The sequence below is a fragment of the Shewanella aestuarii genome, assembly GCF_011765625.1.
Taxonomy (GTDB): Bacteria; Pseudomonadota; Gammaproteobacteria; order Enterobacterales; family Shewanellaceae; genus Shewanella; species Shewanella aestuarii_A.
Genome location: NZ_CP050313.1, coordinates 3,632,674 through 3,648,369, shown reverse-complemented (window position 1 = coordinate 3,648,369; position 15,696 = coordinate 3,632,674). Strand labels below are relative to the sequence as shown.

The 15,696-nt window shown below is 41.9% G+C and carries 11 protein-coding genes; 4 read left to right on the top strand and 7 right to left on the bottom strand.

Annotated elements, in window-relative coordinates:
* Nucleotides 1-21 precede the first annotated feature (21 nt).
* Nucleotides 22-2,955 (bottom strand): excinuclease ABC subunit UvrA, encoded by a 2,934-nt coding sequence (gene uvrA, locus HBH39_RS15855; protein ID WP_167679636.1) that lies wholly within the window; start codon nucleotides 2,953-2,955, stop codon nucleotides 22-24.
* Between the two features lie 212 nt (nucleotides 2,956-3,167).
* On the opposite strand from uvrA, the gene HBH39_RS15850 reads away from it, so the two are divergent.
* The 4 genes from HBH39_RS15850 (at nucleotide 3,168) to HBH39_RS15835 (ending at nucleotide 7,277) form a co-directional block, all read left to right on the top strand.
* A complete protein-coding gene (locus HBH39_RS15850) occupies nucleotides 3,168-4,535 on the top strand; it encodes an MFS transporter (protein WP_167679635.1) in 1,368 nt (455 codons plus the stop codon).
* Between the two features lie 53 nt (nucleotides 4,536-4,588).
* Nucleotides 4,589-5,272 (top strand): single-stranded DNA-binding protein, encoded by a 684-nt coding sequence (gene ssb, locus HBH39_RS15845; RefSeq protein WP_167679634.1) that lies wholly within the window; start codon nucleotides 4,589-4,591, stop codon nucleotides 5,270-5,272.
* Between the two features lie 188 nt (nucleotides 5,273-5,460).
* Nucleotides 5,461-6,459, top strand: coding sequence for an NAD(P)H-quinone oxidoreductase (locus HBH39_RS15840; protein WP_167679633.1), 999 nt, complete (start codon nucleotides 5,461-5,463; stop codon nucleotides 6,457-6,459).
* Between the two features lie 383 nt (nucleotides 6,460-6,842).
* Nucleotides 6,843-7,277, top strand: coding sequence for a hypothetical protein (locus HBH39_RS15835; protein ID WP_167679632.1), 435 nt, complete (start codon nucleotides 6,843-6,845; stop codon nucleotides 7,275-7,277).
* A 63-nt stretch (nucleotides 7,278-7,340) separates the two neighbouring features.
* Here HBH39_RS15835 and HBH39_RS15830 read toward each other — a convergent pair whose 3' ends face one another.
* From HBH39_RS15830 to HBH39_RS15805, 6 genes are read right to left on the bottom strand one after another with little or no spacing between them, the layout of a single operon-like run.
* Nucleotides 7,341-9,263: a bifunctional diguanylate cyclase/phosphodiesterase gene (locus HBH39_RS15830; protein WP_167679631.1), complete on the bottom strand. Its 1,923-nt coding sequence runs from the start codon at nucleotides 9,261-9,263 to the stop codon at nucleotides 7,341-7,343.
* 7 nt (nucleotides 9,264-9,270) lie between these two features.
* Nucleotides 9,271-9,951 (bottom strand): transglutaminase-like cysteine peptidase, encoded by a 681-nt coding sequence (locus tag HBH39_RS15825; RefSeq protein ID WP_167679630.1) that lies wholly within the window; start codon nucleotides 9,949-9,951, stop codon nucleotides 9,271-9,273.
* A gap of 60 nt (nucleotides 9,952-10,011) precedes the next feature.
* The gene (locus HBH39_RS15820; RefSeq protein ID WP_167679629.1) at nucleotides 10,012-10,617 is read right to left on the bottom strand and encodes an OmpA family protein; all 606 of its coding nucleotides are present in this window, start codon (nucleotides 10,615-10,617) and stop codon (nucleotides 10,012-10,014) included.
* Nucleotides 10,617-12,029 carry a TolC family outer membrane protein gene (locus HBH39_RS15815; protein WP_167679628.1) on the bottom strand — a complete coding sequence of 471 codons (1,413 nt, stop codon included), beginning with the start codon at nucleotides 12,027-12,029 and terminating at the stop codon, nucleotides 10,617-10,619. The genes HBH39_RS15820 and HBH39_RS15815 overlap by 1 nt, the downstream gene beginning before the upstream one ends.
* A gap of 21 nt (nucleotides 12,030-12,050) precedes the next feature.
* A complete protein-coding gene (locus HBH39_RS15810; RefSeq protein ID WP_167679627.1) occupies nucleotides 12,051-13,433 on the bottom strand; it encodes an HlyD family type I secretion periplasmic adaptor subunit in 1,383 nt (460 codons plus the stop codon).
* A complete protein-coding gene (locus HBH39_RS15805) occupies nucleotides 13,433-15,610 on the bottom strand; it encodes a type I secretion system permease/ATPase (protein ID WP_167679626.1) in 2,178 nt (725 codons plus the stop codon). The genes HBH39_RS15810 and HBH39_RS15805 overlap by 1 nt, the downstream gene beginning before the upstream one ends.
* Nucleotides 15,611-15,696: the final 86 nt, after the last annotated feature.

Genomic DNA, 15,696 nt, shown 5'->3' with positions numbered 1-15,696 from the left:
GGGGTTCTCCTTAAATATTGATTATTTGGCTGTTTTTACCGTAGCAGCTTTTACTTTAGTTGCTTTAGTTGCTTTAGGCTTGCTTGGTTTAACTTTATCTGTTGATGCGTTTGCCGATCGCTGCTTATGTAAGGCTAGCATAGATTTTAAAAAACGCGCCGTATGTGAAGTCGGGTGCTCAGCAACCTCTTCAGGGCTACCTGCGATTAAAATTGTGCCACCGCCAGAACCGCCTTCTGGGCCTAAGTCAATAATCCAATCTGCGGTTTGAATCACATCTAAGTTGTGTTCAATGACCACAATGGTATTGCCGTGCGATTTCAAACGATGCAGTACATCTAGTAGTAATTGAATGTCTGCAAAATGCAAACCTGTAGTCGGTTCATCTAAAATGTACAGTGTTTTACCTGTATCGCGTTTTGATAATTCTTTAGCTAGTTTTACCCGCTGCGCCTCACCTCCGGAAAGGGTTGTCGCACTTTGTCCTAAACGAATATAAGACAAACCGACATCCATTAAGGTTTGCAATTTACGCGCAATCGCAGGGATCGCATCAAAGAAAATACGGGCTTCTTCAATGGTCATTTGCAACACTTCGTGAATGTTTTTACCTTTGTATTTTACTTCTAAGGTTTCGCGGTTGTAACGCTTACCTTTACAAGAATCACATGGCACGTAAACATCAGGCAAAAAGTGCATTTCTACTTTTATTAAGCCATCGCCTTGGCAGGCTTCACAGCGACCACCTTTAACATTAAATGAGAAACGGCCGATTTGATAACCTCGAGTTCTAGCTTCTTGAGTGCCGGCAAAAATTTCTCTGACAGGCGTAAAAATACCTGTGTATGTGGCAGGGTTTGAGCGCGGTGTGCGACCAATAGGGCTTTGATCAATATCCACAACCTTGTCGCAATGCTCCATCCCTTTAATGCTTTTGTAAGGTGCAGGCTCATCAACCGTGGCGCCATTAAGCATCCTGTGAGCAATTTTAAAGAAGGTGTCGTTAATTAAGGTAGATTTACCTGAACCTGACACACCGGTGACGCAAGTAAATAAACCCACCGGAATGGTTAAATCTACATTTTTTAAGTTGTTACCTGTTGCCCCTAATAGCTCAATAACATTGTTAGGATCGATTGGTGTGCGCTGTTCACTGATATGAATCTGCTTTTTACCTGAAAGATATTGGCCTGTGACAGATTCACTGCAATTGATAATCTCTTTGAGTGTGCCTTGAGCGATAATTTCACCCCCATGAACACCGGCTCCAGGGCCAATATCAATAACATGATCCGCCATACGAATAGCATCTTCATCATGTTCAACCACAATGACAGTGTTACCTAAATCACGTAGGTGGATAAGCGTGTTAAGCAGTCTTTCGTTATCTCGCTGATGTAAACCAATGGAGGGTTCGTCGAGTACGTACATCACGCCGACTAAACCGGCACCAATTTGGCTAGCCAAGCGAATACGTTGTGCCTCGCCACCTGATAAGGTGTCTGCCGAGCGAGATAGGCTTAAATAGTTAAGGCCGACATTGACTAAAAAGCCCAATCGCTCGCCAATTTCCTTTAAAATTTTATCGGCAATTTGGGCGCGCTGGCCGCTAAATTCTAATGACTCAAAATATGCTTTTGCTTCACCAATTGACCAAGTGGTTAATGCCGGTAGATTTAACTCGCCAATAAAAACATGACGCGCCTCTTCACGTAACCGAGAACCACCACAGCTATTACAAGGTTGCATATTGATGAACTTGGATAGCTCGTCGCGTACTGAGTTGCTTTCAGTTTCACGATAACGGCGATCCATATTATTTAAAATGCCTTCAAAGGGGTGGTTGCGAACCACAACGTCGCCGCGGTCATTAATGTATTTAAAGGCGATATTTTGCTTACCTGAACCATATAAGACGATTTTTTTTACTTTATCGGTTAATTGCTCAAATGGCGCTTCAACATCAAAATCAAAATGTTCTGCTAGTGAGCTGAGCATTTGGAAGTAATAGAAATTACGACGATCCCAACCACGAATTGCTCCGCCCGCAAGGGATAACTCACTGTTGGTAATGACTCTGTCTGGATCAAAAAATTGTTGAACACCAAGGCCATCACAAGTTTGGCAAGCGCCAGCTGGGTTGTTAAACGAGAAAATCCGCGGCTCAAGCTCAGCCATTGAATATCCACAATGTGGACAGGCAAAGTTGGCTGAAAAAATGAGCTCTTCAGCACTACTGTCTTCCATTGATGCAATTTTTGCGATACCACCTGAAAGCTCTAAAGCGGTTTCGAATGACTCTGCTAAACGCTGCTTTAGATCTTCCCGAACTTTAAAGCGGTCAACAACTACTTCAATCGTATGTTTGACATGTAAATCCAACGTTGGCGGGTCGGTTAAGTCACATACTTCGCCATCAATACGTGCTCGAATATATCCTTGGGCTGATAAGCTTTCGAGTAACTTTACATGCTCACCTTTACGATCGTTCACCACAGGTGCTAACAACATTTGGCGACTGTTTTCAGGTAAGGCGAGTACTTTATCAACCATTTGACTGACAGTTTGTGCTGATAATGGCTGGTTGTGAGTTGGACAGCGAGGCTCGCCTACTCGGGCAAATAACAAGCGTAGATAATCATAAATCTCGGTAACTGTGCCAACTGTTGAACGTGGGTTGTGCGAGGTGGATTTTTGCTCAATAGAGATAGCTGGGCTCAAGCCTTCAATGTGGTCGACATCAGGTTTTTCCATCAAGCTTAAAAATTGGCGAGCGTAAGCGGATAAAGATTCAACATAACGACGCTGCCCCTCAGCGTATAAAGTGTCAAATGCAAGAGATGATTTTCCTGAGCCAGATAACCCTGTGATAACAATCAACTTATCCCTTGGAATTGTCAGATTGATGTTTTTTAAATTGTGGGTTCGGGCACCGCGGATTTCAATATTTTCCATCGACTCGCTCTATTTTAGCTAAGGGGATAAATGAGGTTTAGTATCGCACATTACCTTTCATTAGAGAAAGATGCATGGCGATTGCTTGCTAAGCCTATACGTATATTCAGGAGACATGGATTTAATTAAGTAAACTGTGATTTCCTTTTGAGCATGTGATTCAGGCTATGGTAATATGCGCGATTGTTAAAAATTGTCAAAAGGGTGTATGAATGGCCAGTAATGGATTGTCGGGCATGGAGAAAAAGGTCGCGTTTTCGCTAGCCAGTGTATTTGGTTTGCGAATGATGGGCTTGTTTATGATCATGCCAGTATTTGCGTTATATGGGCAACATCTTGAAGGTTTCTCACCGTTATGGGTCGGTATTGCGATTGGTGCATATGGTCTGACTCAAGCTATTTTACAAATTCCTATGGGCATACTGTCTGATAAGTATGGGCGTAAGCCTATCATTATGGCTGGATTGGTATTGTTTGCTATAGGTAGCTTGATTGCTGCTTCGTCAGATCATATTTACGGGGTGGTATTTGGGCGTGCTGTGCAAGGGATGGGTGCTATTGCAGCTGCGGTGTTAGCATTAGCTGCTGACTTAACCCGTGATGAACAGCGTACTAAGGTGATGGCTGTGATTGGCATGTGTATTGGCTTTTCATTTGCACTGTCACTACTTGTTGGCCCTATTGTGGCGCAAAGTGTAGGCTTAACTGGCTTGTTTTTGTTGACCAGTGTGTTGGCGGTTGTCGGGATTATTATTGTGCAGTTTTTTGTTCCCAATCCAATAAGCCAAGCTCCTAAGGGCGATACTCTCGCAACGCCAGCTAAGCTTAAGAAGATGCTGTTTGACCCGCAATTATTCCGTCTTGATGCCGGTATATTTATCTTGCATTTAGTGCTAACCGCAGTGTTTGTTGCCTTGCCTTTAGATTTAGTTGATGCAGGCTTGGTAAAAGAAAAACACTGGATGCTTTATTTCCCTGCATTTATCGGTGCGTTCTTTTTAATGGTGCCGTTAATCATTATTGGTGTTAAGAAAAACAACACTAAAACCATGTTCCAGTTGTCGTTGTTAATTATGATGGCAGCCTTGGCAGCAATGGGCTTATTTGCTGACAATTTATGGGTATTAAGCATAGCTGTTGTTTTATTCTTTACAGGCTTCAACTATCTTGAAGCGTCATTGCCTAGTTTGATTGCTAAATTTTGCCCTGTTGGTGAAAAAGGGTCTGCCATGGGCGTGTATTCAACTAGCCAATTTTTAGGTGCGTTTTGTGGTGGCATGTTAGGCGGTGGTGCTTATCAGTTGTTGGGGGCTTCAGGGGTGTTTTTTGTTGCGCTTGCGCTGATGTTTTTATGGCTATTATTAACCTTTGGTATGGCTAAACCCGTGTTATTAAAGAGCTACACATTACAGGCGGCTATTAAAGACAAACCTCATGCTCAAACTATGGCGGCGCAATTATCGCAGTTAACAGGTGTTGCAGAGGCGATAGTTGTATTAGAAGATAAAGTTGCTTATTTGAAAGTGAATGACGATTTCAATTTAAGCGAAGCTAGAGCTGTGTTAGGCTCTGTCAATTAGATCAATTTTGATCAGAACGAATAGTAATATAGAGATAATCGCAGGAGATTTCGATGGCCAGTCGTGGTGTGAATAAAGTCATTTTGGTGGGTAACTTAGGTAAAGATCCTGAGGTACGTTACATGCCAAACGGTAATGCCGTTGCCAATTTTACTGTAGCGACTAGCGAGTCGTGGAAAGACCAACAAGGTCAAGTACAAGAGCGTACTGAGTGGCATAACATTGTTATGTATCGTCGTTTAGCTGAAATTGCTGGAGAGTACCTAAAGAAAGGCTCGAAAGTGTATTTAGAAGGCAAATTGCAAACCAGTAAATGGCAAGACCAAACGACAGGTCAAGACCGTTACAAGACTGAAATTAATGCGATGGAAATGCAAATGCTTGATAGCCGTAACAGCGGTTCAGGCATGGATAATAATCAAGGTTATAATCAAGCCCCAGCACAGCCACGCCCAGCACCACAGCCTCGTCAAAATGCGCCACAACAGCCGCAGCAGTCTGGTCAATATAATCAAGCGCCAGCAGGCAGTTATCAGCAGCCAGCAGGTGGTTATGGTCAGCAGTCTGCACCACAAGTGGCGCCACAACAAACTTATGCACCAAAGCCTCAAGCGCCTCAAGGTAACTTCCAGCAAGCTGCGCCACAGCAAGCTCCTGCTCAGCGCCCTGCACCGCAGCCAGCACAAAACTTTACTCCAGATTTAGATGAAGGCTGGGATGACGATATTCCGTTCTGACCAAAGACAAAAATATAAATGATTGATAAAAGGATCTGCTTTGCAGGTCCTTTTTTGCTTCTAGCGTTGTTCTTTGAGTTATGTACTTTTAAATGATTAACCATCGCGATTTTAGTCGTTATGAGGTGCTCTAATCCTGGTGTATAGTCAATTGCATGTACTTAAAAAGTAATGCAGTAGGGGTTGCAATGATTGATTCTCAAACAATAAACCAAGTTGTATTTGACGCGCCCGGTGAGGCTGATGTGATGCATTTCATGCAAGCTCAGATTAGCCCTTTGCTTGCAGGCCAGGTTCGGATTCAGGTGTATGCAGCAGGCGTTAATGGTCCTGATATTAAACAACGTATGGGAGCTTATCCACCGCCTGTTGATGCTAGTCCTATTTTAGGATTAGAAGTGGCAGGGGTCATTTCAGCCGTAGCCGATGATGTGACGATATGGCAAGTTGGGGATAGTGTTTGTGCGTTGGTGCCAGGTGGTGGTTACGCTGAGCAGGTAAATACTTATGCGTTGCATTGTTTACCTATTCCAAGTGGTCTGAGCTACACCGATGCGGCAGCATTGCCAGAGACCTGCTTTACGGTTTGGGGAAATATGTTTATGCGCGCCGGATTAAAGGCGGGTGAGTCGGTGCTTATTCATGGTGGTTCTGGCGGTATTGGCACCACAGCGATTCAAATGGCAAGCCAGTTAGGTGCTAGGGTTTTTGTGACCTCAGGCAGTGATGATAAGTGTCAGTTTTGTTTAGCTCAAGGAGCTGAGCATGCCATTAATTACAATCAGCAGCATTTTGTCGAGCCAATATTGGCGCTCACGGATCAGCAAGGTGTGGATGTGGTAGTTGATATTGCTGGCGGTGATTTTATTAATGATAATTTAAAAGTGTTAGCCATGGATGGGCGGATGGTGTCGATTGCAATGCAACGAGGCCCAAGAGCTACCGTGGATATTTTCAGGTTAATGGCCAAGCGCATAGTGTGGACCGGTTCTACTTTACGACCGCAAAGTGTGACTGCTAAGGCTGAAATTGCAGCAGGATTATTGGCAAATGTATGGCCATTAATTGAAAAGGGTAAGTTGCAGATCCCTGTTGATAAGGTATATGATTTTAAAGAGGTTGTTGAGGCGCATCACTATATGGAATCAGGCCGCCACAAGGGAAAAATTGTATTACAGATGATTTAGCCTTTTTGCTTCATTTAAAATAAAAATACTGAAAAACTTGATGCAAGGAATATTTGGGCTAATCTCGAGTTATCAAAATGGTTGCCTATTTTTTAATAGGGGAATTTTGAGAAAAGACAGTCGCAAGGTGTAGATGTTTGTTATTGAAAAGATGATTCTGTAAAAAGGCTTTTTTAGTAATCAGTAGATGCAATTTGAACTTAAAAGGGTTTTTGGCAAATTTTCTCTATAAATGTGAAAATTTCATCTCAATAGGCATTGATTCTCTGCATTTTTCTGTTTAAATACCCTCATTATTAAAGCATTAATAATGTGATGCTAAGTAGCGTTAGCGCTTAGTGGTTTCTTTGAGTATATGTGTTGATTTAAGGGCGTTAGCATATATGTATAACACAGCAAAAAAACAACTTTGGGTTGGAGAATTAAGAACGGCAAGAGGAAATACCATTGTCTTTCAAGATAGCCAACTTCCAGAAGCGTCAACAGGGCGAGTCTACTTATATAATACGGTACGTAAAACAATTGTTGAGTATGTGGAAGATATCGTAAAAGTTAACTTGCACGATTTAGATGATGCACAAGTTAAAGCGGCTTTAGAACAGTTTGGCGATGAGTGGAAAGAGGCTAGAGCAGCGTTTATGGCTAAGCATCAATCTCGAATTGATTTGTCTAAAGTACCTGATACTGCGCCACCTAAAAAGGTTAAGCCTACTCCAGAGCCTGATGAAATCGTTGCAGATGACGACATTGATGACTTTGATGATAGCGATGATGCTGACGATGATTATGATGAAATGGGCGACAACCTAGACGATTAATCAACAAAAAAACCAGTAGTTTAGGCTACTGGTTTTTTGTTTGTTACTGTAAAAGATGGGTTGTTACAGTTTTAAGTCAACTGGCGGAGCGATAAAGCCTTGATGAGCATCTAGGCGCAAGTCGGTAAAGCGATTTAATTGCTCAGTTTGTTGTATGCCGGTAACAATGACTTGGATATCCAGTCCTTTAGCAACATTGACTAATGCGCGGCAAAGTTCGCTGTTATGCTGACTTTCTTCGATATATGCAAAGGACTGATCCAGTTTGACATAACTTGGTCGCAGGTTTTGTAAATACGTCATAGAGCCAAATTGGCGACCAAAGTGGTCGATGCCAAAGTGGGCTCCGCAATCACGAATAATCTCGCACAAGTGCTCGCAAGACGCTAAGTCGCTGTATACGCTTGCCTCGGGGATCTCAAAGCAAATACGTTCAGGAGATTTATGCCCGCGTAAAAATTGTTTAATCCAGCGATGAAATTCACGATCACTGATACTTTGATTCGTTAAGTTAATGGCTACGGGTTCAAAATTTCGGTCAAAAATCTTATGGTCGTTTAAGGTTTCTATTAAACTACGATCCAATGAGGTTCCTAACGATAAAATTTCAATGAAAGGCATAAATTGGCCTGCGTGCAGCAGGTTTTCGCCAATTTGTAATTGGCAATAAATTTCTCGCTGACACACTTCGTTATTGCTGTTGAGCTGAATAGGCTGCCAGCGAAATTGGAAACGATTCTGGCTAATGGCTTTAGACAGGTTATTACGCCACTCATCACGGGTATATAGTTGCTGGTGGCTATTTTCGTACCAATGGAATACTTTGTGTTCTTGAATTGATTTTTGTAGTGCATTATCGGCTTGAGCCAAAATATCACTCACAGTCATTTGTCCTAATCTTTCCGCAATACCAATATTAAATTGCTCATTAGGTTTGCATCCCGCTTTAGAGATTTCTTTATTAATCGTGCGGATCAGGCATTGCAAGTATTTGGTTAGCTGTTCATGTTCGTTGTCTTCAATTAAAAAGGCAAATTCATATGCTGCAATTCGTGCGATCACCGATGGACTGACTTCATCGAGATTATGCTGTAATTTTTGCGCCAACAATTTGATGGTTTCGTCTCTAACCTGATAACCATATTGACTATGGACCTCTTCCAACCAGTCCATTTTTACTAAAAATAATGCACCTGAACTTGGCTCATTTAACCAGCCGTTAATGCGGCTCACAATGTATTGGCGATTGGGTAAGTCAGAGACTTGGTCGACTAAGTTTTTTTTACGTAATGCAGACACTTCTTCATCAAGCGAGTTAAATACCTGCTTTAACTGTGCCGACATACTGTTGAAAGCTTGTACCAGCTCTTTGAGTTCGGTGGTTTTGGGTGTGGGCATATCTGGGCCAAATTGACGATTTGCAATTTTTTTGGCGTGTTCTTGTAAGTGGTGAAGTGGCTTTAAGATCATGCTTAAGCCTACTCGAGCAAAGACTATTGCAACTAAGAATAAAATGGCAAATACAATAATAATGTTAGAAATAATGCGCCATAGCTCATGGTAGCCAAACCCGGGATGTGCGGTGATTTCAAGTTTTGCCAGCTGTAACCAGCCGGAGGTAATGATATTTTCTTTAGAGATAGGCGTAAAAATATCTAAATCGATAAACCACTGTGGAACATCTTTAACCCTAATAGCGTTATTCCAAACTTGTTGTTTGCCATCAACAAGCCAAGTTAACTTGATTTGTTGATAGTAACCACCTTCAAATAACACATTGACCATGGTTTCAGTTGCAGCAGGATCGCTCGCTTCCAAGGCGGGAACTAGCATTAACCCTAAAGAATGGCTCGCATTATTGAGATCCGACTCCATTTGCTTGGTTAAAAAGCTCTGCGTTTCTGTAAATTGCACATATGCCAAACTAGTTATCGTTAGCAAGAAAAGTACAAAAAGTAACGCATAAATCTGCCTGAACAGGGTCATGTGATCACTACTCCATGTTGAGTTTAGGTTGACGTAGACGATCAACGCCTAACCGGTGTGTTAAATCATTCCATTTTTCTAATCGAGATGATGAACCTGCAAGCTCACCTCGACCTTTTTCTTTATTCAGCCATAACTGTTTACCGTTAAAGCTGTACACAGGCAGTAAATCTACGCGTTGTGTTGCAGGTTTAATTTTTTTATCTAAGTTATCGAGTACCAATGGAATTGAACTGGGTGTTTCATAATAGGCCAACACCATATGGTACTGGTTTAATGTTGTTGCCTTTACCATGGTGATACGCAGCTTGTCTTCAGGAATGCCTAATTGAAGCAGGGTAAAGTATTTGGCGATTGAAAAGTCCTCACAATCACCGCCATTCACACCAATAAACTCCATAGGGGTGGCCCAATAGTTTGATTCTCCCCATAACGCTTTGTCACTGACAAAGCGGAATAGGTTAAAAAACTGGTTGACGTTTTCTAGCTGCTGTTTTTCAGGTAATGATTGTGAGTTATTGACGATATCAAACCAAGCTTTTGCTCTCAGTCCTGCTCGCTCACCGTATCGATTAACGAGCGTGGTGGTGATTTTTTTTTCGTCCAGTTTTTTAGGCGCTGCAGCATATAAAGACGATAAAATACAACAGGCTGCGAGTAATAATATACTGCAGCCTTTGACTGTCATCGATATACAATGCGTTGTAGCATTTCCCAAAAGACCATTACCTTAATTCTGAGTTAGGCGTTATTCGATTTGCTCATCAACCGTATAAATGTGCCACTTCATATTTGCCATTGTGTCTTCACCAGTCACTTCTGCCACAACCCTGCGATTACGCATTTCGGCTTCTGGTGTGCCACTGGTATCAACTGGTTTATCAAAACTATAGCCAATAGCTGTCAGTCTACTTGACTCAATACCAAAACGTTCCTCTAATATTTTAGTAACAGCATTCGCTCGGTTTTGTGACAAGGCTAAGTTGAGTTCATAGCTACCGCGGTTGCTACAGTGACCTTCGATTACAGCTCTAGTTTGTGGATACTGTTTTAAGAGTTTCGCAACGCGCTCGATTTTGTCGTAGTATTTGGGCTCAATAACATCAGAGTTATTGGCAAATAATATTTCTAAATCTTGACGATCATTCACCGCCTTTATTGCACCGCAGCCATAGTTATCGATATCAGCCCCAGTTAGTGTGCCTGCGCACCTTTCTCGAGCTTCAATCACACCATCACCATCTTGATCATTTAAATTGAAGCCTTGCTTAGTTGGCGTATCCATGGTGACAATGTCATTCATTGAACAAGCTGAAGTCGTTGCGATAACGAGTAATAGAATAAAATAACGCATTATTTAACGCCTCCTTCGTATTTATTTTCACCCATCCATACATCAGGACGTGTCACTCTTAATGAGTCAAGTAATCTACCTGTTGAATTGAGCACACGATATTGGGCGATAATTTCATCATACTCTGTTTGTAAGTAGTCTTTACGCGCTTCGAATAATTCATTCTCCGTATCTAATAGGTCCAATAGCGAGCGTTGGCCTAAATTAAATTGCTGTGCATATGCTACTTGAGTTTGTTTTGCGGCGATGACGTGCTCACGAATAAATTGCTTTTGTGGCGCTAACATTTCAAAGGCATTCCATGCTAATGTTGCACCTTCAACAACTTGGCGATGTGCACGCTGTTGGATTTCTTTTGCCTCATTAATTTTGTATGCAGCCTCTTTGTCACGTGCTAAATCTTTTCCGCCTGCAAATAAGTTATAGCGCATTCTTACCATGGCGACTAAATCATTACTGTGACCATTAACGTTTTGGCTGGCGATAGTGCTGTAGCCATCTTCGCCGTTAACGTCATTGTTCCAGTTCCCACTTAATTCTAGATTGAATTTTGGATAGTAATTAGATTTAGCTGAGCTACGTTCTTGTTGAGCTGCATTTATATCACTTTGAGACGATTTTAAAATTGGATGACTAGATGATGCTAGTTTGACACTGTCATTTAAGCTAGTCGGCAGCATATCTGCATCCGGCACAGGTAATATTAAGTTTTGTGGTTCTAACTCAACAATGCGCATGTATTGTGCTTTAGTATCATGAAGGTTGTTTTTAGCTGAAATAACATTGGCATTAGCTCGCGCTAAACGACCAGTAATTTGTGAAAAGTCGGCAATTGATCCTAACCCAGAATCTGTTCGTTGCTTTATTTGATCATAAATTTCTTTATGACTGGCTAAGTTTCTTTCAGATAAAATGAGCACCTGTTGGGCGCGAATATAGTTCAAATAGGCTTTTGCAACATCTAAAGCCATATCTTCTGCGGCAGCAAACAGCGCCCACTGCTCAGCGCTAGCTTCATATGAGTAGCGATCTACTTCGCTGCTGGTATAAAAGCCATCAAACAGCATTTGTTTGATACTAAATCCAGCTTCACCGCGCTCAAGCTCCATTACACCATCATCCAAATTATCATTAGCTGGCTGGACTTTGCGGCGAGTAGAAGGGCTGTCAGTTTGCTCCCACCCATAACCTGCGGTGATATCTACCGTTGGCATATAGCCTGATTGCGCTTGATTAACTTGTTCTTCACGTGCTTTAAAACGGTTAAAAACAATGCGTAATTCAGGATTGGTATCCAAAGTATGTGCGACCGCTTGTTCTAGCGTTTGGCTGAATGCGGTTGGTGCTATCAGTATCGATAAAGCCAGTGATAAAGCACTGTACTTTAAGTGTCGATTAGTCGTCTTGCTCATTTAAAAAACCCTCCTGGTTCTTTAGCGCTCTCGAAGAGCGGTATCTTTCGCCCTTAATATGGGATTTAAAATGTACTCAAGTATGGATCTTTTCCCAGTAATAACGTCCACCGAAGTGAGCATGCCGGGAATAATTGGCATCTGCGTGCCATCAGCTTTTTGTAAATTCGATTCTTCAGTTCTAACACGTATAGTATAAAAACTATTGCCTTCTTCATCTTGTGAAGTGTCGGCGCTAATATGTTCTACTGTGCCTTTTAGGCCTCCATAGCGGGTAAAGTCATAGGCTGTCACCTTAACGATTGCCGGTAAGCCGGGGTGTAAGAAGGCGATGTCCTTAGGTGCAATTTTAGTTTCGATTAGCAGTTTATCTTCCGATGGCACAATTTCAATAATTTCTTCACCAGGCTGAATAACTCCACCTAATGTATTGATGTGTATAGACTTAATGGTTCCGGTGACAGGCGAGGTAATGACGGCTTTGCTCACTTTATCAAAGGCACCAACTTGGGCTTCGTTCATCCGAGAATAACGGGTTTGCATTTCATTTAATTGCGCACGTAAATCTGCAGCATACACAAAAACTGCCTCACGGCGCTTTAAAATAGATTCATCCATTGAGGCTTTAACTTTTGGCCTTAATAATCTTAAGCTTTGTAATTCACCTTTAATATCGTTAACCGTGCGTTCAAGCTTTAACAGTTCAACCTCTGGCACAATTCCTTTTTGGGCTAGGGGTCTTGTGAGTTCTAATTCTCTGGAAACCAATTGAAAACTGGTGGTTAATGTCGATATTTTAGAGGCAAGCTCTTCGGTTTCCTGTTGGCGCTGCTGAATTTGGCGCGCTAAGATTTCAAGTTGATTGCTTAAGTTATCCAATCGACCTGAATACTCTTCTTGCTGACGTAAAACTAATGCCGGCTCTTTTTCTATTAGCGTGTCTGGAAAGACTAAATTCTGCTTTGTTATTTTGACTTGTTCACGCCAGTCTGATGACATATCAGAAATAACAATGCTGTCTAATTCTGTGCGCATTCTGATGATATTGGTTTGCAAGCCAAACACTTCTTGTTCTTGTTGAGCAAAATCAGAACGAAAGCGAGTATCGTCAATTCTGACAAGAGGTTGGCCTTTGGTCACAAGTACACCTTCTTGGACAAACACCTCTTGTAAAATACCGCCATCTAAACTCTCAATAATTTGGACCTGCGATGACGGTATAACCTTACCCTGACCAGTGGTGACCTGATCTAACTCAGAAAAGAATGCCCAAACAAAAAAGCAAAATAGCATGGCTGCTAATGACCAAATAATCAAACGATGCCCCGATGGTGCATCGGTCATCATGGCGCCATAAACGTCGTCTACCATTTCTAAATCTTCAGTGGTGAGGTTTTTGCTCATTAGCTTTTACCTCCCGCTAACATGCCGTTGTTGAGTTTTTCAAGCACTTCAGCTTTAGGGCCGTCGGCAACAATATGCCCACGTTCAAGCACGATAATTCTGTCAACTAGATTAAGTAAATGCATTTTATGGGTGATGAGTAATAAGGTTCGATGCATACTCACTTGTGCCATTGAACGGATAAATTGCTTCTCAGCGCGAGCATCTAAACTGGCTGTTGGCTCATCCATTAATAAAACTGGTGGATCATTGAGTGTGGCTCTTGCGAGTGCCACAGTCTGGCGTTGTCCACGGCTTAACGATAAGCCGCCTTCGCCTACTTGTTGATTTAAGCCTTCCGATTCTAGGTTGGTGAATTGACTCACCCCTGATAATTGTACTGCACGAATTAATTGATGCTCGCTGACTTGACGAGATCCAAATAAGATATTGTCGCGAATACTGCCATGAAATAAGGTGACATCTTGGGGTAAATAGCCAAAGTTGCGGCGTAAATCTGAAGGGTGAATTTGCCCTGAATCGATTCCATCATAACGTAAACTGCCTTGGGTGGGTTTATAAAGCCCCAGCAATAATTTGGCTAAAGTACTTTTACCTGAGCCATTGCGGCCGATAATGGCAATGCGCTCCCCTGGTTCAATCCGGATTGACATAGGATAAAGGATAGGTTTTTCAGCTTCAGGAAAACTAAAGCTAATGTTATCAGCCGCAATTTTACCATTAAGACGTTCTACGCTAACAAGGTGGCCTTTATTTTCAAACTCATCTTCTTGTTCCATTATCTGGTCAAGCTGGCGCAATGAGCTGACCGTGTGGTTACCACGGGTAATTAATGCAGCCAGTTGAGCCATGGGGGAAACCGCTCGGCTTGATAACATTACTGCAGCAATAATTCCACCCATAGATATTTCATTTTCTGCAAGTCGGTACACGCCAACAATGACCACAAATATAACACTTATTTGTACGGTGAAATTGGCAAAGTTAGATACAAAATTGGTGAGTTTTTTGGTTTTTAATGACCAATTTGCTGTGTGCCCAATCATTTGCTGCCAACTTTTTTGCACTATGCCCTCTGCGCCGTTGGCTTTAATGGATTCGATGGCGGTTAAACTTTCGATTAAGTGACCATGTTTTAAGCTAGCAAAGCGGTTGCTTTCTTCTATGGCCGCTTTGAGTTTTGGTTGAGCGTAAATTGTAACGGCGATAATTAATAAGCCTGCAATAACAGGGATTGCAGCCAAATCGCCGGCAACAATATAGATGATAATGACAAATAACAGTGCAAAAGGTAAATCCACTAACGAAGTAATGGTTGCTGATGCTAAAAAGTCACGAATACTTTCAAACTCGCCTAGTTGTCGAGCCATTCCGCCGACACTGGGAGATCGTTTGGATAGTGGAATGCCAATGGCTTTTGCAAATAGTTTTGAAGAGACAATGATGTCTACTTTTTTACCTGCAACATCAATTAAATAGCTTCTTAATTGGCGCATAACAAAGTCGAATATAAACGCAATGCCAGCGCCTATCGCGAGTACCCATAGTGATTCAAATGCTAAGTTTGGCACCACTTTGTCATACACATTCATAATGAATAGTGGGGATACAAGGGCGAACAGGTTAACCAATACCGATGCGATGAGCGCATCTCGATAGATAGGGGCTGAGTCAACAATGCTCTGTTTTAACCAATGTACGCTGTTGTCATGGATGTGGACATCAACGTGTTTATCGCCTCGATATTGTTGTTTAATTAAGAATAAATAACCTACATAAAGGCTTTCTAACTCTTCTATTGTCAGCGTTTCTTCGCCACCGGTTTCAGGTAGTTGGATTAACGCTCGGTCTTGTTTAATATCAATTTCACGTAAAATACAGGCTTTTTTATCTTTTAACAGTAATATGCAGGGTAAAAGTATTGGGGTGATTTGAGTTAAATCTTTACGTGATAACTTTGCCGACAATCCAGCACGATTTGCCGCTTGCGGTAGTAAATCAGGTGATAGCACAGCTCCGCTCAATGGTAAGCCTGCAGCAAGTGATTCACTCGAGCATGGGCTACCAAAATGTTCGGTTAGTAAAACAAGCGAATCCAGTAGCGGATCGACTGTCACGCGTTGTGATGCCGATATGGTCCACTGTTCTTGCAGGTTTTTAGAAGCTGATTGCGCCAAAAACTTATCCTTAAGTGCTTATTATTGTTATTTTTATCGATGCAAAAATACCTTACGCCGTATATTACTATAAGACGTAAGGTAAT